This window comes from Candidatus Omnitrophota bacterium, from assembly GCA_021735655.1.
Lineage (GTDB): Bacteria > Omnitrophota > Gorgyraeia > Duberdicusellales > 4484-171 > JAHKAJ01.
On the sequence record JAIPGM010000007.1, the window covers coordinates 48,005 to 70,124 of the forward strand.

34 protein-coding genes and 1 tRNA gene are annotated in these 22,120 nt (G+C 37.1%); all 35 read right to left on the reverse strand.

The genetic code is table 11. The features are described 5' to 3' along the window. Positions 1-97 precede the first annotated feature (97 nt). Complete coding sequence (locus K9L86_06285; GenBank protein ID MCF7908459.1) at positions 98-667, reverse strand: 1-acyl-sn-glycerol-3-phosphate acyltransferase; 570 nt, start codon at positions 665-667, stop codon at positions 98-100. Then, on the reverse strand, positions 657-2,048 hold the full coding sequence (locus K9L86_06290; GenBank protein MCF7908460.1) for a phosphoglucomutase/phosphomannomutase family protein: 1,392 nt from the start codon (positions 2,046-2,048) through the stop codon (positions 657-659). Before K9L86_06290 ends, K9L86_06285 begins: the two co-directional genes overlap by 11 nt. Positions 2,049-2,098: 50 nt before the next feature. Further along, on the reverse strand, positions 2,099-2,665 hold the full coding sequence (gene nadD / locus K9L86_06295) for a nicotinate (nicotinamide) nucleotide adenylyltransferase (protein MCF7908461.1): 567 nt from the start codon (positions 2,663-2,665) through the stop codon (positions 2,099-2,101). Continuing rightward, positions 2,662-3,912, reverse strand: a complete 1,251-nt coding sequence (locus K9L86_06300; protein ID MCF7908462.1) for a glutamate-5-semialdehyde dehydrogenase — start codon at positions 3,910-3,912, stop codon at positions 2,662-2,664. Before K9L86_06300 ends, nadD begins: the two co-directional genes overlap by 4 nt. Positions 3,913-3,922: 10 nt before the next feature. Then, positions 3,923-5,011, reverse strand: coding sequence for a glutamate 5-kinase (gene proB, locus K9L86_06305; GenBank protein ID MCF7908463.1), 1,089 nt, complete (start codon positions 5,009-5,011; stop codon positions 3,923-3,925). A gap of 29 nt (positions 5,012-5,040) precedes the next feature. Then, positions 5,041-5,952 (reverse strand): 50S ribosome-binding GTPase, encoded by a 912-nt coding sequence (locus tag K9L86_06310; protein ID MCF7908464.1) that lies wholly within the window; start codon positions 5,950-5,952, stop codon positions 5,041-5,043. Continuing rightward, positions 5,949-6,287, reverse strand: a complete 339-nt coding sequence (gene rplU, locus K9L86_06315; protein ID MCF7908465.1) for a 50S ribosomal protein L21 — start codon at positions 6,285-6,287, stop codon at positions 5,949-5,951. The genes K9L86_06310 and rplU overlap by 4 nt, the downstream gene beginning before the upstream one ends. 55 nt (positions 6,288-6,342) lie before the next feature. Continuing rightward, positions 6,343-6,813, reverse strand: a complete 471-nt coding sequence (locus tag K9L86_06320) for a pyridoxamine 5'-phosphate oxidase family protein (GenBank protein ID MCF7908466.1) — start codon at positions 6,811-6,813, stop codon at positions 6,343-6,345. A gap of 2 nt (positions 6,814-6,815) precedes the next feature. Continuing rightward, positions 6,816-7,724 (reverse strand): FAD-dependent oxidoreductase, encoded by a 909-nt coding sequence (locus tag K9L86_06325; GenBank protein MCF7908467.1) that lies wholly within the window; start codon positions 7,722-7,724, stop codon positions 6,816-6,818. A gap of 31 nt (positions 7,725-7,755) precedes the next feature. Next, positions 7,756-7,980, reverse strand: coding sequence for a glutaredoxin family protein (locus tag K9L86_06330; GenBank protein MCF7908468.1), 225 nt, complete (start codon positions 7,978-7,980; stop codon positions 7,756-7,758). Positions 7,981-7,986: 6 nt separating this feature from the next. Further along, positions 7,987-8,469: a hypothetical protein gene (locus K9L86_06335; protein ID MCF7908469.1), complete on the reverse strand. Its 483-nt coding sequence runs from the start codon at positions 8,467-8,469 to the stop codon at positions 7,987-7,989. 13 nt (positions 8,470-8,482) lie between these two features. After that, a complete protein-coding gene (locus K9L86_06340; protein ID MCF7908470.1) occupies positions 8,483-8,962 on the reverse strand; it encodes a hypothetical protein in 480 nt (159 codons plus the stop codon). A 3-nt stretch (positions 8,963-8,965) separates the two neighbouring features. Beyond that, on the reverse strand, positions 8,966-10,147 hold the full coding sequence (locus tag K9L86_06345) for a flavodoxin domain-containing protein (protein MCF7908471.1): 1,182 nt from the start codon (positions 10,145-10,147) through the stop codon (positions 8,966-8,968). 24 nt (positions 10,148-10,171) lie between these two features. Then, positions 10,172-10,336, reverse strand: coding sequence for a rubredoxin (locus tag K9L86_06350; protein MCF7908472.1), 165 nt, complete (start codon positions 10,334-10,336; stop codon positions 10,172-10,174). Positions 10,337-10,587: 251 nt separating this feature from the next. After that, positions 10,588-11,010, reverse strand: a complete 423-nt coding sequence (locus K9L86_06355) for an arsenate reductase ArsC (protein MCF7908473.1) — start codon at positions 11,008-11,010, stop codon at positions 10,588-10,590. A 44-nt stretch (positions 11,011-11,054) separates the two neighbouring features. Then, complete coding sequence (gene tal / locus K9L86_06360) at positions 11,055-12,185, reverse strand: transaldolase (GenBank protein MCF7908474.1); 1,131 nt, start codon at positions 12,183-12,185, stop codon at positions 11,055-11,057. A 155-nt stretch (positions 12,186-12,340) separates the two neighbouring features. Then, entirely contained in the window at positions 12,341-12,874 is a 534-nt protein-coding gene (locus tag K9L86_06365) for a hypothetical protein (GenBank protein MCF7908475.1), read from the reverse strand. A gap of 20 nt (positions 12,875-12,894) precedes the next feature. Continuing rightward, positions 12,895-14,061, reverse strand: a complete 1,167-nt coding sequence (locus K9L86_06370; protein MCF7908476.1) for a permease — start codon at positions 14,059-14,061, stop codon at positions 12,895-12,897. Between the two features lie 10 nt (positions 14,062-14,071). Further along, complete coding sequence (locus tag K9L86_06375; protein MCF7908477.1) at positions 14,072-14,509, reverse strand: hypothetical protein; 438 nt, start codon at positions 14,507-14,509, stop codon at positions 14,072-14,074. 2 nt (positions 14,510-14,511) lie between these two features. Continuing rightward, positions 14,512-15,012 carry a ferritin family protein gene (locus tag K9L86_06380; GenBank protein MCF7908478.1) on the reverse strand — a complete coding sequence of 167 codons (501 nt, stop codon included), beginning with the start codon at positions 15,010-15,012 and terminating at the stop codon, positions 14,512-14,514. 272 nt (positions 15,013-15,284) lie between these two features. Next, positions 15,285-15,758 carry a 4Fe-4S binding protein gene (locus K9L86_06385; GenBank protein ID MCF7908479.1) on the reverse strand — a complete coding sequence of 158 codons (474 nt, stop codon included), beginning with the start codon at positions 15,756-15,758 and terminating at the stop codon, positions 15,285-15,287. After that, the gene (locus K9L86_06390; protein MCF7908480.1) at positions 15,743-16,015 is read right to left on the reverse strand and encodes a hypothetical protein; all 273 of its coding nucleotides are present in this window, start codon (positions 16,013-16,015) and stop codon (positions 15,743-15,745) included. The genes K9L86_06385 and K9L86_06390 overlap by 16 nt, the downstream gene beginning before the upstream one ends. A gap of 16 nt (positions 16,016-16,031) precedes the next feature. Continuing rightward, entirely contained in the window at positions 16,032-16,610 is a 579-nt protein-coding gene (locus tag K9L86_06395) for a rubrerythrin family protein (GenBank protein MCF7908481.1), read from the reverse strand. 19 nt (positions 16,611-16,629) lie between these two features. Continuing rightward, positions 16,630-16,749 (reverse strand): desulfoferrodoxin FeS4 iron-binding domain-containing protein, encoded by a 120-nt coding sequence (locus K9L86_06400; GenBank protein ID MCF7908482.1) that lies wholly within the window; start codon positions 16,747-16,749, stop codon positions 16,630-16,632. 16 nt (positions 16,750-16,765) lie between these two features. After that, positions 16,766-17,161 carry a class II SORL domain-containing protein gene (locus tag K9L86_06405; GenBank protein ID MCF7908483.1) on the reverse strand — a complete coding sequence of 132 codons (396 nt, stop codon included), beginning with the start codon at positions 17,159-17,161 and terminating at the stop codon, positions 16,766-16,768. Positions 17,162-17,174: 13 nt separating this feature from the next. Beyond that, positions 17,175-17,399: a NifU family protein gene (locus tag K9L86_06410; GenBank protein MCF7908484.1), complete on the reverse strand. Its 225-nt coding sequence runs from the start codon at positions 17,397-17,399 to the stop codon at positions 17,175-17,177. A gap of 24 nt (positions 17,400-17,423) precedes the next feature. Further along, a complete protein-coding gene (gene hcp / locus K9L86_06415) occupies positions 17,424-18,725 on the reverse strand; it encodes a hydroxylamine reductase (protein MCF7908485.1) in 1,302 nt (433 codons plus the stop codon). A 16-nt stretch (positions 18,726-18,741) separates the two neighbouring features. Next, on the reverse strand, positions 18,742-19,452 hold the full coding sequence (locus K9L86_06420) for an FAD-dependent oxidoreductase (GenBank protein MCF7908486.1): 711 nt from the start codon (positions 19,450-19,452) through the stop codon (positions 18,742-18,744). Then, on the reverse strand, positions 19,442-19,861 hold the full coding sequence (locus K9L86_06425; protein MCF7908487.1) for a transcriptional repressor: 420 nt from the start codon (positions 19,859-19,861) through the stop codon (positions 19,442-19,444). The genes K9L86_06420 and K9L86_06425 overlap by 11 nt, the downstream gene beginning before the upstream one ends. Positions 19,862-20,243: 382 nt before the next feature. Next, complete coding sequence (locus K9L86_06430) at positions 20,244-20,573, reverse strand: PilZ domain-containing protein (GenBank protein MCF7908488.1); 330 nt, start codon at positions 20,571-20,573, stop codon at positions 20,244-20,246. Positions 20,574-20,755: 182 nt separating this feature from the next. Then, a tRNA-Gln gene (locus K9L86_06435) sits at positions 20,756-20,830 on the reverse strand. A gap of 8 nt (positions 20,831-20,838) precedes the next feature. Further along, positions 20,839-21,096 carry a mitochondrial fission ELM1 family protein gene (locus K9L86_06440; protein ID MCF7908489.1) on the reverse strand — a complete coding sequence of 86 codons (258 nt, stop codon included), beginning with the start codon at positions 21,094-21,096 and terminating at the stop codon, positions 20,839-20,841. Further along, positions 21,093-21,416 carry a hypothetical protein gene (locus tag K9L86_06445; GenBank protein MCF7908490.1) on the reverse strand — a complete coding sequence of 108 codons (324 nt, stop codon included), beginning with the start codon at positions 21,414-21,416 and terminating at the stop codon, positions 21,093-21,095. Before K9L86_06445 ends, K9L86_06440 begins: the two co-directional genes overlap by 4 nt. Positions 21,417-21,428: 12 nt before the next feature. Beyond that, positions 21,429-21,674: a hypothetical protein gene (locus tag K9L86_06450; GenBank protein MCF7908491.1), complete on the reverse strand. Its 246-nt coding sequence runs from the start codon at positions 21,672-21,674 to the stop codon at positions 21,429-21,431. Between the two features lie 129 nt (positions 21,675-21,803). Beyond that, positions 21,804-21,977: a hypothetical protein gene (locus K9L86_06455; GenBank protein ID MCF7908492.1), complete on the reverse strand. Its 174-nt coding sequence runs from the start codon at positions 21,975-21,977 to the stop codon at positions 21,804-21,806. Between the last annotated feature and the right edge of the window lie 143 nt (positions 21,978-22,120).

Here is a 22,120-nt window from a genome sequence, read left to right on the forward strand (position 1 = left end):
CAATTATCTCCTAAATCCCTATTTTTGTCAACAAAAAACAGACTAATTATCGAACGATAATAAACCGTCAATTAGCCCTAATCTCGACTATCTCAATCTATAAACTTTCTATCGTAGCCATAACTTTTTGAGTAATGGCCTGATAGTCATCGCCTTCTTTTACGGTATTGACCTTTGCAAAAATAACCTTTATTTTGCCCCGACGAAAAAACTTTGCCCGCTTAGGAAGGACTTTGTCAGTTCCATAAATTCTTGCCGCAATTACCGGAACCTTTGCTTTTCTAGAAAGAAAACCAACCCCTGAATTAGCTTCATTAAAACTGCGCCCTCGAGTTCCTTGAGGAAAAATAAGTAAGGCCTTAGTTTTAAGCGTCTTTAAGGCCAACCGCATAATCCTTATATCAGATTTTCCCCGTTTTATTGGAATTGCCCCTACGTCTTTTAAATACAAAGAAAGCAATTTATTAGTAAACAACTCCTCTTTAGCCATAAAAGCTATTCGCTTAGGACAAGAAACAGCCAAAACCGGCGGGTCTAAATTACTTAAATGGTTAGCAGCTAGAATGAAAGGTTGAGCGGCCGGGAAAACATCTTTTCCTTTTATCTCTAAAGCAAAAAATGTTTTAAAAAAACAACCAGCTAAAATAACTGAAACTCTATAGAGCATAGATCATTTTTGTACCAAAACTCATCAGCTTGTCAGATTGTTTTTTACTTTTACTTTCAGCGTAAACTCTCACAATTGGTTCAGTACCTGACTTCCTGAACATAAGCCAACAGTCGCCGGCGATAAGTTTTATACCATCAAGAGTATTTACCCGTTCCACCTTCTTACCACAAATAGCCGTTGGCAACTTCATGTCGCTTAAACTTTTTTTAACGCTCTTTAAAGGAATTGATGCTCGACTATAGTAATAATGTCCGTATTGAGCGTAGAACTTAGACAGAAGCGTGTTAAATTTTTTCTTTTCAACAGCGAGCATCTCTAAAAGTAATAAAAAAGCTGCGGAGCCATCTCGCTCCGGGACGTATCCCTTGACGCCGATTCCACCGGCTTCCTCTCCGCCAATAGCAATAAGGTTCTGCTCGAATAAACTAGATATATATTTAAATCCAACTGGAGTCTCATAGCAAGCTACCCCTAAAGAAACAGCTACTTTATCGATGACATTACTGCCAACAACAGTTTTCCCAATTGCCCCTTGAGCTTTTCGGTTCTTGACCATATGTATCGCCAAAAGCGGTAAGATAACTTGAGCATTAATGTAATTACCGTGGCCGTCAAACATGGCAATTCTGTCAGCATCACCGTCAAGGACTAAACCCAAATCATACTTCCCTTTTTTCATTATCTTAGTCATTTCAACCAAATTACTCTCAATCGGCTCAGGGTTAATTACGCCGAAAGAAGGATTATATTCATTATGTAAATAGTCTATCTTTATTTTACTCGGATCTAACACTTGTTCAGCGAAGGTACCGGCGGAACCATACATATTGTCGACTAAAACTTTTAGTTTGAGATTCCTGATCTTATTTAAACCTACAAATTTTTTCAAAAAAGCTATGCAGTCTTTAGTTAAGTCTTTTATCTCTAACAACTTATTTTTTCTAGCTATCGCTTCATCAAGAAAGCGTACCTTTTTCTTAAACATCAATCGCTCAACGCTATCGGTTAAAGACTTATCGGCTGAACCGCCACGAGGTGTCTTTATTTTTAAACCATTAAACTTAGCCGGATTATGAGATGCCGTAATCATTATTCCTAAATCATATTTCTTATGTAGACAATGAAAACTTACTACTGGAGTGGGCACATCTTTATCGGAAAGTACAACTTTTATCTTATTTGCCCCTAAAACTAAACCTACTGTTTTGGCAAATTCGGCTGAAAGAAATCTACGATCATAACCGATTACAACCTTTTTCTTGCCTTTTTTAGTTTTATTTAAATAGTCAGCTATTGCCTGTGAGACAACTTTTAGATTTTCAAAAGTAAAATCTTGGGCAATAACTGCTCTCCATCCATCGGTACCGAATTTAATCATTAGTTACTCCTTTTTCCTGAGACTTCCTCTAACATCTAAGATGTCTTAGGTCAGTCAAGTTGATATAAATTATGTTTTTTTATGTACTCAAACACTCTGTCTTTGACTAAATGCTCTATGCAGTGCCCCTCTTTAAATAGCTGTCTTATCTGTGAAGAAGATATGTACAATTGAGCAATATCTAAAAGAATAAAATCGTCTTTTTCCTTTAAAGGATAGTTATTACGACAAGCAACCGCTATCTTTATCAACTTTTTAACTTCTTGATAATCCTTCCAGCTGGAAAAATCATTAGCCAGGTCTGAGCCAATAATAAGATAAAACTGATCATCAGGATATTTATCTTTCAACTCTTTAATCGTATCTATGGTGTAGGAAGTGCCACCTCTTTTGATTTCACAATCTTCGATTTTAAAACGCTTATCTTGTGAGAAGGCTAAGCTTATCATATCCAGACGCCTTGCAACTTCAACCTTATCGTTTTGTTTATGAGGAGCTATATTAGTTGGAACCAAAAGAACCTTGTCGAGCTTAAGCTGTTCCATAGCTTCGATAGCTAAAACACTATGCCCTAGATGCGGAGGATTAAATGTACCGCCAAGAATTCCTATTTTCATGTACGTATTTGCCCTGTACCTTTAACTATCCATTTGTAGGTCGTTAGTTCCTCTAACCCCATTGGTCCGCGAGCATGTAACTTATCAGTCGAAATACCGATCTCAGCACCAAGACCAAACTGATAGCCATCGCTGAAACGGGTTGAGATATTTAAAAAACAACAAGCAGAATCAACTTCTTTCAGAAACTTATTAGCATTTACCTTATTTCTAGTAAGAATACTCTCAGTATGTCGAGAACCATAGGTATTTATATGCTCAATCGCCTGGTCAACGCTCTTAACAACTTTTATTGCTACGATTAAATCTAGGTATTCAGCACTCCAGTCACTCTTATTGGCCAGTTTTGAATTCTTAAGTAACTTATGCGTTTTATTATCTCCCCGAATCTGAACACCGTAGATATCGAATACTTTTTCAAGCAAAGGTAAGAATTTTGAAGCAACCTCTTCATGAACCAGAATAGTCTCAACAGCATTGCAAACTGAAGGCCGCTGGACTTTAGCATTAATACATATCTTTAATGCTTTTTTTAAATCTGCCGTGCTATCAACAAAAATATGGCATACCCCTTTATAATGTTTTATTACCGGAATAGTTGAGCTTTTTACTACCTTTCTGATTAAGGATTCTCCGCCACGCGGAATTACAATATCAATATAGGCATCTTGCTTTAGAAGTTCAGCTACTGTACGGTGGTCTAACTTGTCAACTAGAAAGAAAGGCTTAAAATCAATACCACTGTCTCTTAAGGCCCGATAAAGAACAGTAGTAATTGCGCTATTTGAATTATAGGCGTCTCTGCCGCCACGTAAAATACCCAAGTTAGAAGTTTTAAACAGTAGGGCAATGCAATCACTGGTAACATTCGGCCGAGCCTCATAAACTATTAAAACAACCCCCAAAGGAACCCTTACCTTCTGGACCTTAGCTCCATTGGCCATAGTATTCTCATAAAAAACTCCACCAACTGGGTCAACTAATTGGGCTACCTGTTTTAAAGAGACACTCATTTCTTTAATCCGGGCGTCATTAAGAGTAAGTCGATCAATAAAACTTTGCTTTTTGTTATTCTTTCTAGCTAAAAGAATATCTTTCTGATTCTCTTTCAAGATAAACTCACGTCCATCTAATAAAGCTTTGGCCATGGCTTTAAGTACCTTATTCTTTTGAACCGTGCTCAAATTAGCCAGCTTAAAACTGTTCTCTTTTGCCTGGGCTACTAGCTTTTTTACATAAACACTCATAATTTATACTTTATTTATTAGGCTCAGAAGATATCGTACAGGAATGATAAGAAAAACCCTTAAGACTTTTAGTAAAATTGTCCCGATGAATTACTGCTTTGGCTAATTTCTTTTTTGTTTTATTCTTTAACTCCTCAATAGGATAATGAGTTAAACCGAAACCCAAAAGTTTGCCTTGTTCATCAACCACAGCTACCGCATCGTCCTTTTTAAAGCAACCCTCAACAGAAGCTATCCCTACATTTAAAAGACTCTTTCCTTTATTAAGCAAAGCATCTTTTGCTCCCTGATCAATAAAAATCTTGCCCCTTATTTTCTTGCTCACAATCCATTTCTTGCGTTCTCGCTCTGTGCTTTGAGAAGGACAAAATAGAGTGCCCAGAGTTTCACCGTTAATAATCTTTGAAATAACACTTTTAATCGAACCTTTAGCAATAATTGTCCTGATCCCCGAAGATGTTGCCATTTCGGCTGCCTGAAGCTTAGTAATCATTCCGCCGGAAGTATGAGTTTTATCCTCTTTCTTAGCCAAAGATGTAATATCAGAAGTAACCTGAGAAACTTCTTTTATAAGTTTAGTTTTATCAAACAAGCCTTCGACATCTGAAAGCATAATTAACTTTTGAGCCCCAACCAATACTGCTACCCGAGCCGAAAGACTATCATTATCGCCAAACCTAATCTCCTCACAGGAAACTGCATCATTTTCATTAATTATCGGAACTATATCCATGGCTAGTAACTTATCAATAGTAGTTCGGATATTTACAAAGCGGGAACGTATATCAAAATCATCCCAACTAAGAAGAATCTGAGCACAACGTCGCTTATATTTTTTAAACTTACTGTTGAAAGTATCCATCAACACAATCTGGCCATATGAAGCTATGGCCATAAGCGAATGGATATCGGCAGGCTTGCGCTTCAAACCCAAAGCATTCACCCCAGAGGCAATTGCCCCTGAACTAACTAAGACAACCTTATAGCCTAAACTTTCAGACTCAAGGATATCTCTAACAATTTGGTTGACTAAAGCTGGGTTCAACTTACCCTTGGGAGCTATGACGCTGCTTCCTATTTTTACAACTATCTTTTTCATGATCGTTAAATTACTCTAATCTGTCTCACTTAGAGGCTTTTTAGGATTATTTTCTTCAAAGCTTGGAGCTTTAACTTTTCTTTTGTTCCGATTAATAAGAATTCATCGTTGCCTGCTTTCTTATCTATTGTATCAATTTTAGCCAACAAGTAAAAAATTTTTTTTCCTTTTAATAATAACGAATCGTAACGCTCAACCTCTCGACGAATATCCTGAAAGTCGTTCTCATAATCACTTTGATTATCGCTTAAAAAAATAACTACCTTGCTACGCAGAATTTGTCCGAGGAAGTTATTTTTCGCCTCCTGACTAGGTTTCTCAATCCTAGTAAGCGGCGGCGTATCTAATACCGTAAAATAATCAAACTCATAATCGCAGGGCGCCCAAACGCAAGAAGTGGTAGTAAAAGGATAATCGGCAACTTTTTGATTTTGGCCGCACAAACTATTAAAAAGACTAGTTTTTCCGCAATTAGGAAATCCAAGGATTGCTACATCATGAGGAATTCGGTAGTCAAGGACCACCTCACGAACCTGACCTTCCTTGGCTTGAGTTATATAATTTCGTTTATGATTACCTAAGCCACCGCTTCCTCCCCGGCATAATAAAATCTGATCATCTTCCTTAATCAAATCAAATACTACCTTGCCTTGCTCGATGACTCTCGTGCCAAGAGGTACTCCAACTATTAAGTCTTCAGCATCCGGGCCTTTTTTATTTTTTTTTGATCCGGGTTCACCATTAAGAGCGCGAAACTTTTTATTGCCTTTAAAAGTTTTTAGATCATAAAGATGGAGGTTAACCTTTAGGATAACACTTCCGCCTTTTCCACCATCGCCGCCAATGCCAACACTTTTGCCTGAAGAAAGTTTAATAACTCCTCGGCTTCCTTGGCCACCGGAACCTGATTGAAAAACTACTCTTGCTTTTGAAAAAATCACTTTGCTGAGCTTTGGCTCTGTGAAGAAGTTGCAACAATGCGGGTAATAGTAAGATTGGTAAGGATTTGACGATGCCCTTGTTTTTTACGATATTTCTTTCGGCGTTTGCTCTTGTAAATGATAACCTTTTTGCTCTTTACTTCAGCATCAATCTGAGCCTCAACCTTTGCCTTATCTACATAGGGAGTGCCTACTTTAATCTTTTTATCATCAGCCAAAAGCAATATCTTATCAAAAACAATCTTGCCCTCTTTTTCCTTAAGGCGCTGGACCTTTATCCGATCCCCTTTTTTGACCAAATACTGCTTTTTGCTTATTTCTACTACTGCTAACATAGGCTAAATATTAACATAGGCCCTAAATTACGTCAAGCGAAAAAGAAATTACCCCTCAAATGGCTGATTTTTTTAAATGTGACGGGGTCAAGTCAATTACTTCGCCAACCTTCATCTCAATAAGGTATTTAAACTTAGGAAAACGCGACTCAGGATGCAATGAAGAACCTTTATCTTTCTGAATATTCTTAACTACCCGCTTGGACATCCGATCAATTAATCGCTTCTCCCATTTCTTGATAACCGCTTCTTTTACATTTTTGCGTTCTACCATATAAGCAAGGCCTTTTAAAGCAAAACCAATAAATTGATGTTCGTCTATAGCGGTTATGGTTATGGTCGGGTTTTTTTCTAAATTAGAAAAAGTTTTCGCTTCGTATAGGTCAATCAAATATACCCTACTATGATCAACCCCGACGATTCCCTTGGCTGAAGAATGTATCTTATTATTTTGATCAAGAGTAGAGACAATAACAAAATCTTGATTATGGAAAAAATTAATTATCGAATCTGATAGCTTTTCCATAGTTAATGAGTAGAAATATATTTAAAGGCCGAAAGACAAGCTTTTGAGCCCTCGCCACAAGCAATAATAATCTGCTTCTCAGGAACATCAGTTACATCTCCAGCAGCAAACACACCTTCGATATTAGTCTTATTATTCTGATCAACAATAATCTCACCTTTCTGATTTTTTTTCAAAATTCCGGCAAAGCCAACATTAGGCGCTAGCCCAACTTCAATGAATACTCCCTCTAACTCTAGATTAACTACCCTTCCCTGCTGCTCAAATTCGATCCCCTTAACAAAGGTTTCACCATATATTTTTTTCATCTGAGCATTATTATGAATCTCGACCAATTGAGACTGATCTAGCTTCTCAATCATTATTGGATCACCGGTAAGCTTTGGCCCAATATTAACTATGTGCACTTTTGGTGAAATTTTAATCATTTGTAAAGCTGCCTCTAGTGCTGAATTGCCACCACCGATTATGGCAACCGATTTATCCTTAAAAACTGGGCCATCGCAAGTCGCACAATAGGTAACACCCTTATTCTTATACTCCTCTTCACCAGGAACATTAAGCATCCGTGGTTTTTTCCCGGTTGCAACAATGATCATTCTTGAGATATACTCCGCTTTATCAGTAATTACCCTTAGCCGATCTCCCTCTTTCTTTAAATCCTTTACCGTTTCAGGTATATTTGTCTTAGTACCGAATGATTCCATATGTTTTTGAAATTTTAAAGTGAGCTCCGGACCAGTAATAAATTGATAACCGGTGTAATTTTCGATATCCCCGCTCCAAGCAGTTTGGCCGCCAATATCAAAACTAATTATTAAAAAATTTAGGCGCTTTCTCACTGCGTAAACCGCTGCAGTTATCCCTGCTGGACCAGCACCAAGAATTATTAAATCGTAAATTTTACTCACTTTTTATCCAAAAAGGTATATTTAGGTATGTTTATAGGAAAGAATCAATCTTATCTTTATCAAAACCAATAATAATTTTACCGTCGATAGAGATAACCGGAACTCCCATTTGCCCTGAAATCTTTACCATTTCTTCACGAGCAGCAGCATCTTGAGAAACATCAAAATTTTGGTAAGCTATGCTCTTGGAAGTCAGGTAATCTTTCACCATCACGCAATAGGGACAAGTTTTGGTAGAGTATACTTTTACTTCCATTGTAATTCACTCCATCAGTTTCTTTTTAACAAGATTGAGTTTGGAAAGATGTTTCTTCTCATCGCCGACAATCTTATTAAAAATATCCAACTTTAAAGGTGTGATCTGATCTTTTAAAGTTGAATAGACCAGTATTACTTTAATCGTTATATATATCGCGAACTCAACCGCATCGAGATCCTTCTCAAATAACTCTCTGGTTTTTTTCTCAATCATCTCCTGGGCATAAAGAAAACTTGGAATAATGTCTTTCAAGTAAGGATCATACTCTCCCGAAACAAGTTCATAAACCACATAACCCTCAGGGTCATCCCGCATCTCACTAAGTACCTTGCTGTACATTAAATTGTCCTGTTCAAGATCAGCCCAAAGATCTCGTAATTCGCTATTTATTGTTTTCTGACCCAAAGCCTCATAAAGTTTTGCTAAATTATATTTAACCTTAAAAGCTATTTCTAAAATTTTTTGAGGATTAAACTGTTCGGACATGGAATTCTTAGTTCTAAGTAAGTATGTGTTTTAGGTTTTTCAACTGTACAAGATGCTTCTCTTCTTCCTTAATGATCTTATCTAAAACAGCCAGCTTATCTTTTTTTATATATTCTCTTAAGGCAGTATAAGTAAGAATTGATATTTTTTCAACTGAGATGCCGAAGTCTATAGCCTGATTGCTGTTTTCAAAGCGCTGGCTAATAAACTTTTTAATTAAACCCTGGGTAAAAATATACTCAGAAGCAATCGCGCCAAGATAGGCTTGATGTTCTCCAGGAGAAAACTCAAATATTAAATAATCTTTCTGATTATCAAGCATCTTCTGAAATAGCTCTCGGTGAATCTCTTCCTGTTCTTTTAGATAAGACCAAAGCTGTTCAGTTTTTTCATCCTGGCTTTCTGAAGCCAAGGCTTCATACAAATCTTTACCGTTTTTTTCAACTTCAACGGCTATTTTTAAAATTTCACCAGGGCTATACTGCTGCAACATAGATTAATCATCCTTTATTTTATCCAGTATTTTTGGAATTATTTCTGAAAGCGAAGCTAATTCTTTCTCATCAGGAATATATTGAAAATACTTACCTTCGGCTATTAATTCTATGCCCGAAGCCTTTAAGCCTTCTTCTAAATCCTTAAAGCCAGCCTTAGACCATCCGTAAGAACCGAAGCTAAAGCCAAACTTGGCTTTCGGCTTTAGCCCTTTTAAATAGGTAAATAAAGCCCCTAGCGAGGGAAGGATTCCATTGTTCAGTATCGGACTACCGACGATAACCGCCCTAGCAGAAAGAATATCGGCTACGACATCAGAAGTATCCTTTGTCTGCAAATTAACTAGATCCACCGGAACATTTTCTTTATCAATCAACTCATAAATTCTTCTCGCCATCTTCTCGGTAGAATGCCACATACTATCATAAATGATAACTGCCCGTTCTTCGCTCTTGGCATTAGCCCACTTATCATAAAGATCTATAATCGTTTCGATATTCTGCTTTTGTCGCCAAATTAAACCATGAGAGGGGCAAATTGCCTCTAAATTTAAAGACTGTAAAGTCTCTAAGGCTTTTACCACTTGAACTCCATAAGGCATAACAATGTTGGCGTAATATTTAGCTGCTTCACGAAAAATAATATCAGCACCTATCTCGTCGACAAACCGCTCACTGCTGGCATAATGTTGCCCAAAAGCATCGTTAGAAAACAATATCTGTTGATCTTTAAGGTAAGTGACCATAGAATCCGGCCAATGAACCATCGGAGTTAAGTGAAATTGCAAAGTCCGTTTGCCTATTGAAAGTTTATCCTGTGAGTCAACAACTTTGAATTTCCAATCTTTCTTATAATGCCGTCCAAGAGCCTCTTTTCCTTTAGGAGAACAAACTACTTCAGCTTGAGGACAAAAATCAAGCAGCTTATCGATTGAGCCTGAATGATCCATCTCAGCATGGTTTGAAATAATATACTGAATCTTAGACGGATGGATAATCTCCTTAATCCGGTTTAGCATGTCGTCCGATCCATAATGTTTCACAGTATCGATTAAGGTTGGCTTTTCATCCACGATAAGATAAGCATTATAGGTAGATCCTTTTGGCGTTGAATAACCATGGAAATTCTTTAAATCCCAATCAACATGACCAACCCAATAGATATCATCATTTATTTTAATCATAATTTAATTTATTAACCTCTCTTTTTAATCAGCAGCCTTCTCAAACTGATCTTTACCTACACCACATTCAGGACACACCCAAGAATCAGGAAGTTGTTCAAAAGCAGTCCCCGGCTCTATCCCCGAACTAGGATCGCCGACTGCCGGATCATAAATATAACCACAAACTACACATCGATATTTACTCATAGTTTCTCCTTTAGCTTCGATTTTACCACATTCATTACTCTTGTAAACCCTCAAAAACTAAGCCTTTAATATAATTAATCCACCCGTTAATTACAATCTAAAACAAACCAGCGAATATGAGAAAACAGGCACCAACAAGCAATAGAAGAGCCACTAAGCCTGATATTGATTCAAAACAAATCGGGCAAACGCTTTTAGTTAAAGCATGCACCTTACAGTGAAAAAGTCCTATTGTCTTCTCAATCTAAACCTTAGCACACCGTTTGATTTTGTGAAAAATCAAAAATTAAACCCTTGAGCCTGTCACGCACCGTCCGAAAAGCCTCTAATTTTTCTTGATCGCCAACTACTGCAGCCGGGTCCTCTAACGACCAATGTATTTTTTTATAAACTCCCGGAAATACTGGACATTCTTTAGCAACATTATCACAAACCGTAATCAAATAGTCAAACTCCTGACCAATGAATTCAGTTAAACTCTTTGAACGCTGGCTAGAGATATCAATGCCGATTTCGGCCAATACTTTAATTGCATAAGGATTTACCAATGATGGCTTAGAGCCGGCACTTTCTACTTTAAACCGTTCTTGAGCCATATGCCTAAAAAGACCCTCAGCCATTTGGCTACGAGCAGAATTCTGAGTGCACAAAACTAAAACTCTCTTTTTTTTCATTAAAAAATTAATTTTTAGCAGCAACCGCCACCTAAAGACTCCTTTTATTTTCTACACAACTCTTTTTCCTTAATGTCTATTGTTTGAAGCAACGAATCAAAAGAACCCTGAAAAGCAATAACTCCTTTTTCCAACAACTCTTGGCAAACCTGGTTTAAATCAATACCTAAACTTCCAAGACTGTCAACGATAGACTTAGCTCCTAAGATATCACCGTCCAAAGAAATATTAGCTACCCCGTGGTCAAGAAAGGCTTGAAAGGTAGCCTCAGGCAAAGTGTTAACCGTATTTTTTCCAATCAATTCAGTAACATATTTGATGTCGCTGTAGGCTGGACTTTTTGTCGAGGTTGAAGCCCAAAGAACCCTTTGTAAATTTGCCCCTCTTTGCTTTAACGATTTAAACTGATTGGATGAAAAAATATCTAAATATTCCTTATAAATTAACTTTGAGTTTGAAACGGCGGCTTTCCCTTTTAATAATTCTAAATTAACTTTTTCTTGATCGGAACTATCAATTATCATCTCATCTAGAAACCGGTCAATTACGCTATCAATCCTACTTACGAAAACGCTGGCTACCGAATGTAGATTTTTTAACTGACCGCCGATCTCTAGGAATCGCTTTAAACCATTCATATAAGAAGCAGCCGTTTTCTTATACTGCTCTAAAGAAAAAATTAGAGTCGCGTTAACATTCATGCCTTGAGCCAATATCTCCTCAATTGCCCTAAAGCCTTCTTCAGTCGCCGGAATCTTTAGCATTAAATTTGGCCGCTTAACCTTAGTCCAAAGCCGTTTAGCTTCTTCAATAGTCTCTTCTGTGTTATAAGCAAGCTGAGGATTAACCTCTAGACTAACATAGCCATCCTTACGGTTACTTTCATTGTAGACTACGCTTAAAAGATCAGCGGCTTCCTGAATATCCTTTACCGTTAAATTATCATATATCTCAAATGTAGATAACCCTTGTGCTGCCGATTCTTTAATTTTCTGATCATAATCAGAACCTTTTGAAATAGCCTTATCAAATATTGTAGGATTGGAAGTAATTCCCTTTAATCCTAAGGCGATCATTTCCTCGAGCCCACCCTTTTCAATTAAAGGACGGCTGATCTGATCCAACCAGGCACTTTGGCCTGCATCATACAACTCAACAATTCTTGTCTTATCCACCGCTTACTCCTTTTTAGTTAGATAACTTACCTATCTAATATCATAATACATTCTTCCCAAACGCTCTGTAAATGACCCAAATATAAAACCCAAAGTTAACAACCAATTTAAGTATAATTACTGAAATCGTTTAGTCTATTAATCCCTAAAACCGATTAATTAGAAATCCTGATCTTTAATGGTCCCTTATAAATTGATATCTTGGGCTTAATTAACTCTTGATCTTCGGAAGTCCCTTTTTTCCCAGACAAAAATTCTTCAATGTCAACAAGGAAAACCGTTGTCAAATTATCTTCATCCATATTTTCGGCATCCGAATCTTCATGAATAACTATTTTAATCGTATGCCAACTTCCTAATTTATGAGCTTCAACTCCCCCGACATAAGTTCCTTGCCCCAAATTATCAGCAAAAAAACTATAAGGAGACTTTCCAACTCCAGCCATTGCTGAACCCTTTAATAACCAAACAGTATACAAGCCACGAGGCTCTAAACCCTTTGCCTTGAACTCAATCCTATTCTTTCCACCGTAATAAATATTTTCGTTTAAAAAAACTTTCAACTCTGCTTTATGATGAACGCCCTGCCCCTTAGCTGTAATTTTAGACTCAGCAAAAACTCCAATCGATAAACCAAAAACAAAAATTAAGAATGCTACGATTTTAACCCAATGGCCATAAATTTTCATCTTCAAATCTCCTTTGACTATTAAAATATTAGATTAGCAATAAATCCTAAAACAATTACCTGGGGAACAGTTACGATCGGAAGCCAAATAGCAACTCTCCGACCAACGTTATGCCAAAGAAGCCCAATCTCAGTATAGTCAATAACTACCCCGGCCATAAGAAAAACAAAACTGTTTCCCAAAGCTCCGGTTTGTTTAAATATTTCAAAGGCTAAGGGAGCTGACCCCTCAGAACATACCTCAATTACGGTGGCAACAGCCAAAGTGACTAAAAGCCCCAAAACCGTTGGGCCCATATAGTTACTAAAAATACTTGAAGGAATATAGGCTCCGGCTAAGCTAGCTAATCCAGTACCGATTAGAATCCACCAAAGAACCATATTGCTTAGAGAAATGGCTCCTTTGTATATACCTTTTAAATCCGACTTGAAAATAGCAAAAGAAAATTTTCGTCGCTTAATCCGCAGCTTTAAATCTTTAATTACCGAAAAATCTTCTGCAACATTTACAGTATTAGTATTACTCTCAATCAACCCCTGATTTTCTAGAAATTGAAAAATAAATCCGGTGATTATCGCAATGATAATCGCTGAAATAATTATAAATAGGGCTTTTAAACCAAAAAGCCCTATTAACATTATGGTTAAAACCATATTCGCCCAGGGACTCGCCAAGAGAAAAGCTACAACCGCTGGGTTTGAAGCTCCTTTTTTATGTAACTGGATTGAAATAGCAAGGATTCCGTGCGAACAAACACTCATTAAAAAACCGAGAAAAACCGAATAAAAAATTGTTCGCTTTCTAGGACGGGAAAGAAGCAATGAAATATAGTGACGAGGTATATAGTGCTCGATAACTCCTCCAACTAAAAGACCTAAAGCTATGGCCCACCAGAGGATTTTAAAATAATTAAATAAAGTTTTTCTAAATGGTTCAAGCAGAGGAATAAAATAGGAAGCTAAACTCAAAATAGCCATGGCCAAGGCAACAATGAATGTTTTATTTTTATAAAAAGGGTTTTTTGCTACCGTTAGGCAACTCTTAAGTTTTAATTGAGGTATTTTATTGTCTTGAGCGAACTTTTCTAAACAGCTCTGGCTACAAAAAAAGAAAGTCTCACTCTCGTGATCAATCTGTAAGCTCTTTTTTTCGTTAACCTTCATTCCGCAAATAGGATCTTGAGCCACTGGGAGTCTCCTACTTTAAAAAATCAATATAAACAGCCAGTAATAATGCTAACCCGGAAAAAATAAAGATAAAAAAATAATTAATTTTATCCTTTTTTGAACTCAATTGACAAAGTAATGTTCCCAAAAGTTCATAGTCATGATCGGACAGTTCTTGCTTTGAAAGCAGCTTAGGAGTAAGCTGAGAATCCTTTAACTGACGATGCATCAAATTATGACGTCTGAATTTATAGATAAAAAATAAGGTAAACCCGCTTATTCCAACATACCAAAATATCTTTGCCAGCATCGGATTAAAATCCAAAACTAAATTAACCGCCCTGACTGATATTGTTGCGATCAAAGCTATAGTAAAAAACACCCAAGCAATCGGTGATTCTTTGCAAGTTTTTAATCTGATACAGTCCTGGCAGATGAACTTTTTATCTTTCTTAAGTGATTTCGACATTACTACCTAATAGACTTTAATAAATCTTGAAGCAAGCCCCTATGATTTTTCTCTTCACTGATAATTCTATCTAATTCTTTTTTAACTTTCTCAGCAGAAACTGAATTTTTGCAAAATTCATAGAAGGCAACTGTCTTACTCTCAATGACAACAGCTAACTCTATTGCTTTTTTGGTATCAGTAATAATCTTTTCTAGTTCTTCTTGTCTTTTAAGACCCTGGAAAATTCCAAAATCAATACTGCTTAATAAATCATTATCTTCGGAAATATCTTCGCCGTTCTTTCTTACTTCGCTTAGAAGATATTCAAAAATTCTCAAGTGTCGAACTTCCTCAGAAACTAAAAGCTCCAAGGTACTTTTAACCTGCAGCTCAACTACTTTGGCAGCTAATCTTTTATAAAAATCCACGCCATCTTTCTCAATTTTTTCAGCTATTCGATAAGCTTCAAATTCTGTAAAATCGGTAATTACCAGTTTATCATTTTTTTCTTCTATTTTCATAACCAGCCCTCCATTTGATCAATTATTCTAGCTATTATAAAATCATTATCAGTAAACCCCACGGAAACTAACAACTCTAAAAAAGGAAAAGGGCTTTCCTGAAATACCACCTTTCGCATAGCAATGCTCCTTCAGAAATTAAAGATTCCAACTTCCTTTTTCTTTAGTCGTCATCGTCTTATTACAACATTTTATCTTTTTGGTTGATTTTTTACCCTTGCCACAAATAACACAAAGGTAAGCTTTTTTTTTATTAGTCTTTCTTTTCGCCATTATTTTCTCCTATTCAATAATCTAATTTTCGTCTGTAATGTCCCCATCGGACAAACCGCACACCAAGTGCGAGCCTGAAAAGGAATCCCGATGAAAATTGCAATCAAGGTAGTTACTAGGCACATTCTTACAAAAACAAAACCTAGCGAATAAACATTTCTCTCGACCACAAAAAGTTGACTAGCAAAAAAAATCATAAAGATCGCAAATACCCCCCAACGAAACTTCTGGCTAGCAAAAATTCTTGGAAGCTGAGCTTTACGACTAACTCTGCTTAAAGCCAAATCCAAAAATGCTCCCCGCGGGCAAAGATGTGAGCACCAAAACCTCCCCTTAAAATAGGATAAACTTAAAAGAAAAATCATCATCAATAACACCAAGTAGCCTAAAAGAGGAAAAAATAACCCACCGACGATGATTAAAGGTAAAAACCAAACCATTATCAACTGACTAAGTTTTACTTTTTTTCCCAAAACTCTTCAGCCTCCTCTTCCATTTTTTCTAGCCGATCATAATAATCAGGAAATTCATTAAGATGGGCCAAGGCAATTTTTCCGGTAGTTAAGGGATCATCGTTGCTAACATTGGTCTTTGAGTCTACCAAACCATGCTCTAACTCTACATCCATACCTGTCCTAAACTGATCAAGATCAAATTTATCCCATTTAATTCCTAATTGCTTGCCGATAGCTTTTGCTTCATCTGAGGTAAAATGTTCTTTTGTTGACACCCAGACCACCTCCTTTTTAATAATTTTCAGCTAAAATTTCGTAATAGCTCTGCGGATGGGCACAGGCCGGACACTTATCCGGGGCCTCTTTGCCTTCATGGACATAACCGCAATTACGACATCTCCACTTAACTAATGTATCTTTTTTAAATACTTTTCCTTCCTTCACATTTGAAAGTAGCTTACGATACCTCTTTTCATGTTCCTCTTCAACCTCGGCTATCTCTTTAAATAAATCAGCAATTTCTAAGAAATCTTCTTCGCGGGCCACAGCTTCAGCTTCTTTATAAAGCTTAGTCCATTCTAGATTTTCTCCATCGGCCGCCCCTTCCAAATTAGATGCCGTATCTGAAACTATTCCTGCTGGGTAGCTAGCCTGAATCTCAACTTCACCACCTTCTAAAAACTTAAAAAACTTCTTAGCATGTTCTTTTTCATTGTCAGCAGTCTCTAGAAAAATGGCTGCTATCTGTTCGTATCCGGATTTTTTGGCCACTGAAGCAAAATAAGTATAGCGATTCCGGGCCTGTGATTCCCCGGCAAAAGATGCCAATAAATTTTTTTCTGTTTTAGTTCCCTTTATAGATTTGCCCATGACTGAATCCTCCTTAGATTTATATTTTTTCCATCGGCTGCTCACAACAAACTAATTCTCCGCCTCCAGCCTTAGTCACCGTCACCTCATTACCACAAACATTACACTTATATTTTTCACCAACCTGTTCAACTGCCATAAATACCTCCTCTTATCTACTCAAAACTCAATTCTTGAGAATTTTCCCAAAGTCCATGAATATTGCAATAACTAGATACCAAAATTACCCCTGGCTTATCGGTTTTTAAACAAACTGTGGCTTTTGGACAAACATAAACTGTACTTGTATTCGGTCCTTGAACCGATGCTCCATGGGCACTAAATTCAAATCTTCCTAACTGACAAGGGAATTTCTCTCCTTGAGGCTTAAAATATAGCTCAATCCAAGAAATATGGTGCTCGGTTGTATTGGGATGGGCAATTTCTTTACCTACGGTTACAACAATGCTAACGCATTCGCCCCTTTTAACCGCGCCCTGAACCTCAATAACCGGAACATGTTTCTCAGACTTCCAGTCAGCAGTTTGTAATAAATCTTTTATGCTAGCCATACCCTTCTCCTTTTTATGCTACCTGTTCAACTTCCTTAACCTCAGGTACCACTTCTTTTAGTTTCTTCTCAATACCCATCTTAAGAGTGTAAGTGCTCATCGGACAACAACCACAAGCGCCGGTTAAACGTAGCTTAACTACCGCCTCTTTGGTTACCTCGACCAATTCAACATCTCCTCCGTCGGCCTGAAGAGCCGGCCTTATGTCTTCTAAAGCTTTTTCTACCTTCTCTTTCAACATATGCACCTCCTTAATCTCTAATTATTTAATTACTTTATCCCCTAAAATAGATTTTAAATCTTCTTCAGCCGTAGTGATTGGTTTGATTTCAAATTTCTCAACCAGTATCTCTAACACCTTCGGTGAAACAAATGCCGGCAAAGTCGGGCCTAAGCGTATATTTTTAACTCCAAGATGAAGCAAAGTTAATAAAATTGCAACCGCCTTCTGTTCAAACCAAGATAATACTAATGACAGCGGCAATTCATTTACCCCACAGTTGAAAGCCTTTGCCAAAGCTAAGGCAACTTCTATCGCCGAATAAGCATTATTGCATTGCCCTAGGTCAAGCAATCTAGGTATGCCTTCAATCTCGCCAAACTCAAGTTTGTTGAACCGATACTTACCGCAAGCAAGGGTAAGAATAAGGCAATCAGCAGGAACCTTCTCGGCAAACTCAGTATAGTAATTTCGGCCCAGCTTAGCCCCATCACAACCCCCAATAAGAAAGAAATGACGGATCTTTCCTCGTTTAACCGCATCAACTATTTTATCGGCTAAACTTAGAATAGCCGTGTGATGAAACCCAGTCATTATTTTTTTACCCGGTGCTTCAATAAGTGCTGGAAGTTGTTTGGCTTTAGCAATCACTGACGAAAAATCTCTCGACTTAAGGTGATTTGCGCCAGACACCCCAGTAACGCCAATCGTAAATAACCTATCTAAATAAGTATCTTTAGGTGGTATCAAAACGCAATTAGTCGTTACCAATAACGCCCCAGGAAATTCTTTAAACTCCTTCTTTTGCTCTTGCCAAGCATTACCGTAATTACCAACCAAATGTTTAAACTTCCTTAATTCTGGATAGCCATGGGCTGGCAACATTTCGCTATGGGTATAAACATTAACTCCGGTACCCTCTGTTTGTTTAAGTAGTTCATACAAGTCAAGCAAATCATGACCGGTAATTAAAATTCCCGGACCGGCCTTTGTCCCAGTTTCAACCTCTGCCGGAAAAGGATTGCCAAAACGATCAGTATGAGCCTTATCAAGCAAAGCCATTACCTTTAAGTTCATCTCGCCACACTTTAGAACCATAGCTAGATAATCATTGAGATCAAAACTGACGTTAGTCACTGTCTTAAAAAGAGCCTCATGCATAAAGCCATCTACCTCTGGATCCACTGCGCCTAATTCCCGGGCATGAAAAGCATAGGCAGCTATTCCTTTCAATCCGTAAAGTAAAGTATCCTGCAAGCTCTGGATATCAGAATCTTTACCACAAGCGCCTACTTTCACGCATCCGCTGCCACCAATTGTCTGTTCGCATTGATTACAAAACATATCGACCAAACCCCCTTTAATAACCGATGAAGCTTTCTGTTTTAACCTTATTTTTATCACAACCGGTTTTAAGGCACAAGTCATGCATCGCCTTAACCATCGATGGTGGGCCAAAAACAAAAAAGGTTCTATCTTTCCATCTCTCTATCTTCTCAACTAACAACTCTTGACTAATCACACCGTTAATGCAGCTCTGATCCTTTGGTTCACAATCAGTCACCAGATAGAATACCTTTATAGTATCATTAGCCGCTTGCCAGTTATCCAGCTCTTCTTTAAAAGCAATATCTTCAGTCCGGTTAGAATAAAGCAAAATAACATTTGTCTTAAGCCGCTTATTTTCAATGTATTCAATAATTGAAATTACCGGGGTTATGCCAATTCCACCAATTAAAAATGCTACCTTCTTATTGTCATCACTGAATACACAGCTACCCATCGCCGGCTTTAAATCTACTTTATCACCCGGTTTCAGGTCTCTTAGCTTTTGAGAAAATTCACTTTCGCTCAATCTTTTAGTGACCTCCAAATATTGTTTAGTTGGTGAAGAGGAAAAAGAAAGGTACTTATTCAGCTGATGATTCCTAAGATTATCGCTATCGAAAATAAGTTGTGTAAACTGTCCGGGTAAAAAATCTACCCTTACTTCCGGAAAAAACCGAAAACTCTCTATATCTTTAGTTCTCTTGATGCGTTCACTTAAACTTGCCTTAATTTTATTTTCCATTATTAACCTCCCGGCAGTTTTTACATGTACCATAGAAGTAACCCTGAAGCTCTTCGATGATATTACCGTCAACTTCTCGTTGTTCAAGAGCCTTGCAAGGCTTCATATTAAGATCCGAAATTTCATCACAGCTCTTACATAAAAAATGATGGTGGGGGTCAATTCTAGCTTCAAAGCAAGACTTATCAAACTGTATTCTTATCTCATTAATTACGTGCTTCTGCTTAAAAAGATCCAAAACCGTATAAACAGTAGCCAAAGATACTGCTGGCATTCTAAGCTTAACTCTCTCGTAAATCTGATCAGCAGTTAAATGCTTACCATTATTTAAAAGAACTCCATGGACCTCTAACCTCTGCTGAGTTGGCCTTATATCATGACCCCTTAATACCTTAAGACTGTTTTCCATATTAATCGACTATACAACTTTTTCTCCTTATTGTCAAGAATTATTTTTGATTAATAATGATTATTGTTAAAAGTCATAACCCTCTTTCCTCCATAAGGTTCTAGTCCAACTCATTAATCGGGTTAAAAAATGGGCATGAAAACAAGCTAAAAAATAATAGCGTTTTCAGATCAAAAGAAAAATACCCTTGAAAGGAAAGCTAAAACCATGTTATATTTATATGAAATAAGGGTAGCATAACAACTTAAACTAAAAAAGAGAGGGACTTCCGTTAAGGAAGAGGCTTCAAGAATAATCTTGTAAGCAGAAACCCCTCTCTTTTTTTATAGAATTTTTAAACTATCTTTAAGCTGAAACGATTGAAAAGGTTGGGTTTTTAAGGCTAAGTTGCAAAAACTTTCCCTAAAAAATGGGAAAGCGACTTCTTGCCTTTCTCATTTAACTCAATGAATTGAAGACCAGCTGAATAACGATCAGCCATCCTATCTTTATTGCACCAAACAAGTTTGGCCTTTAAGTCGACCACTGCATCAACAAGGTTAACATGTAATTTTAAAAGACTATCTCTAGGAATAAAGGTATTGCTTACTATCTTTACTCCAACCATACTTAGATCCTTGCAAACGGTATAAAAATACTTCTGAGAAGGAAGAGTTTTGCACTCAACCGGGAAAGATATTCCTACTCTGGGGTTATTTCTTCTTTCTTGCATAATTGTCGGTTAAAAAAGAGTCCGAACCCGTGGCTTTAGAGACACAAGTTCGGATTTCATATAAATATAACATAATTTTTCTTACTTTTCAAGGTAAATAGGCAATATTTCTGAATTTTTTTCTCTTCTCTAACCGTCTGGCTGGTAAAAGGTAGGGGCATTTTGAAAATATAAAAAATACGTGGCTGCCCGGCTAGGACTCGAACCTAGGAAACAAGAACCAGAATCTTGCGTGTTGCCAATTACACTACCGGGCAAAAAAATACTATACCATCTTTAGGGCGCTAGCTAAAGCCTCTTTCAGGCGCGTTATCCCTTGGGCATCAAACTCAAAATGACGTGTTTCACCACCAATTAAAGTGGTACTTTCTCTTATGACTACCCTCTTTTTACCGTGTTTTTCAATCAATAAAACATCGTACTTAAACTTAGCTATGCCTTTACGTCGCTCACTGACTAAGCCAAAATTTTTAATTACACTTTCCGGTGCAATAGCTGGTTTCGATTTTTTAAAAAAATTCATTCATTGTCCTCCTCTAAAGTGCCAACATCAGTACCTCTAAACCAATCTTTCACCTTCCCATCTTCAAGATAAAAAGTAATATTATCACCAACTAAAGTTATATCTAAAAATGTCATGTATTCTTGATTCCCGGATAGATTATAACTAAGTAACTTATCTTCACTAAACCCGACATTTCCTAAATTTTCCTTGGGCATTCCTCTAACAATAACTCCAACATCAGTAACCACTCTGCTTTTAATTTCAGTTGGGTTTTCGGCAACCGAAACCAGACTAAACAAAAAAGTTATTACAACGAAAAATAAAGCTGACTTCCGCATCTGTGACACAATCTAATGCTTCTTTTGCTGTTGTCCATAAGGACCATAAAATATTTCAAAAAGGTACTGAGTGACAGCTGGAACAAGTATTATACTAACAACAGCAATCGAGATATAATACGCAAACATGCTCCAATTCAACACGACCTGAGTAATAATCATAACCGGCAAAACAATCAAAACATAAGCTAAGATAAGGCAGAGTTCTAAAAGCAAGAACTTCCATCCTCTTTTCCAATGTTGAATAAAGTTTTTCATGTAATACCTCCTTATTCAAGCAATTATTGACCGATTGACCCTGCCATAAACTTAATTAAATTATCTATAGAATGATACTACTTTAGCTAAAAATGGTCAACTAAGGGTTAACGGTTAATTAACAACCCTCTACCAAGCATGTTCATCGACCCACTCGTCAGCTTTAACCACTGATTTCCAAGCAGCCTTGGTATCTTTAGCTAATCCCTCACCAAAACCATGAACCGTATGGTAAACCGTAGAACAACCGCTTAAAGCAATCAGCCCGATAAAAAAAATTGCTACAAAAGTTAACTTTCTCATGACCCCTCCTATGTTAATTGTCCAGTATATTCTACTCTCAAAATATCAAGCCATTTATCGCAAGCCCTACATTAGGCTGGAGATAAATGGTAAACTTTTTTATCAGATTGTAATTTAAAATTACTAAAATCTTCAAATACCCA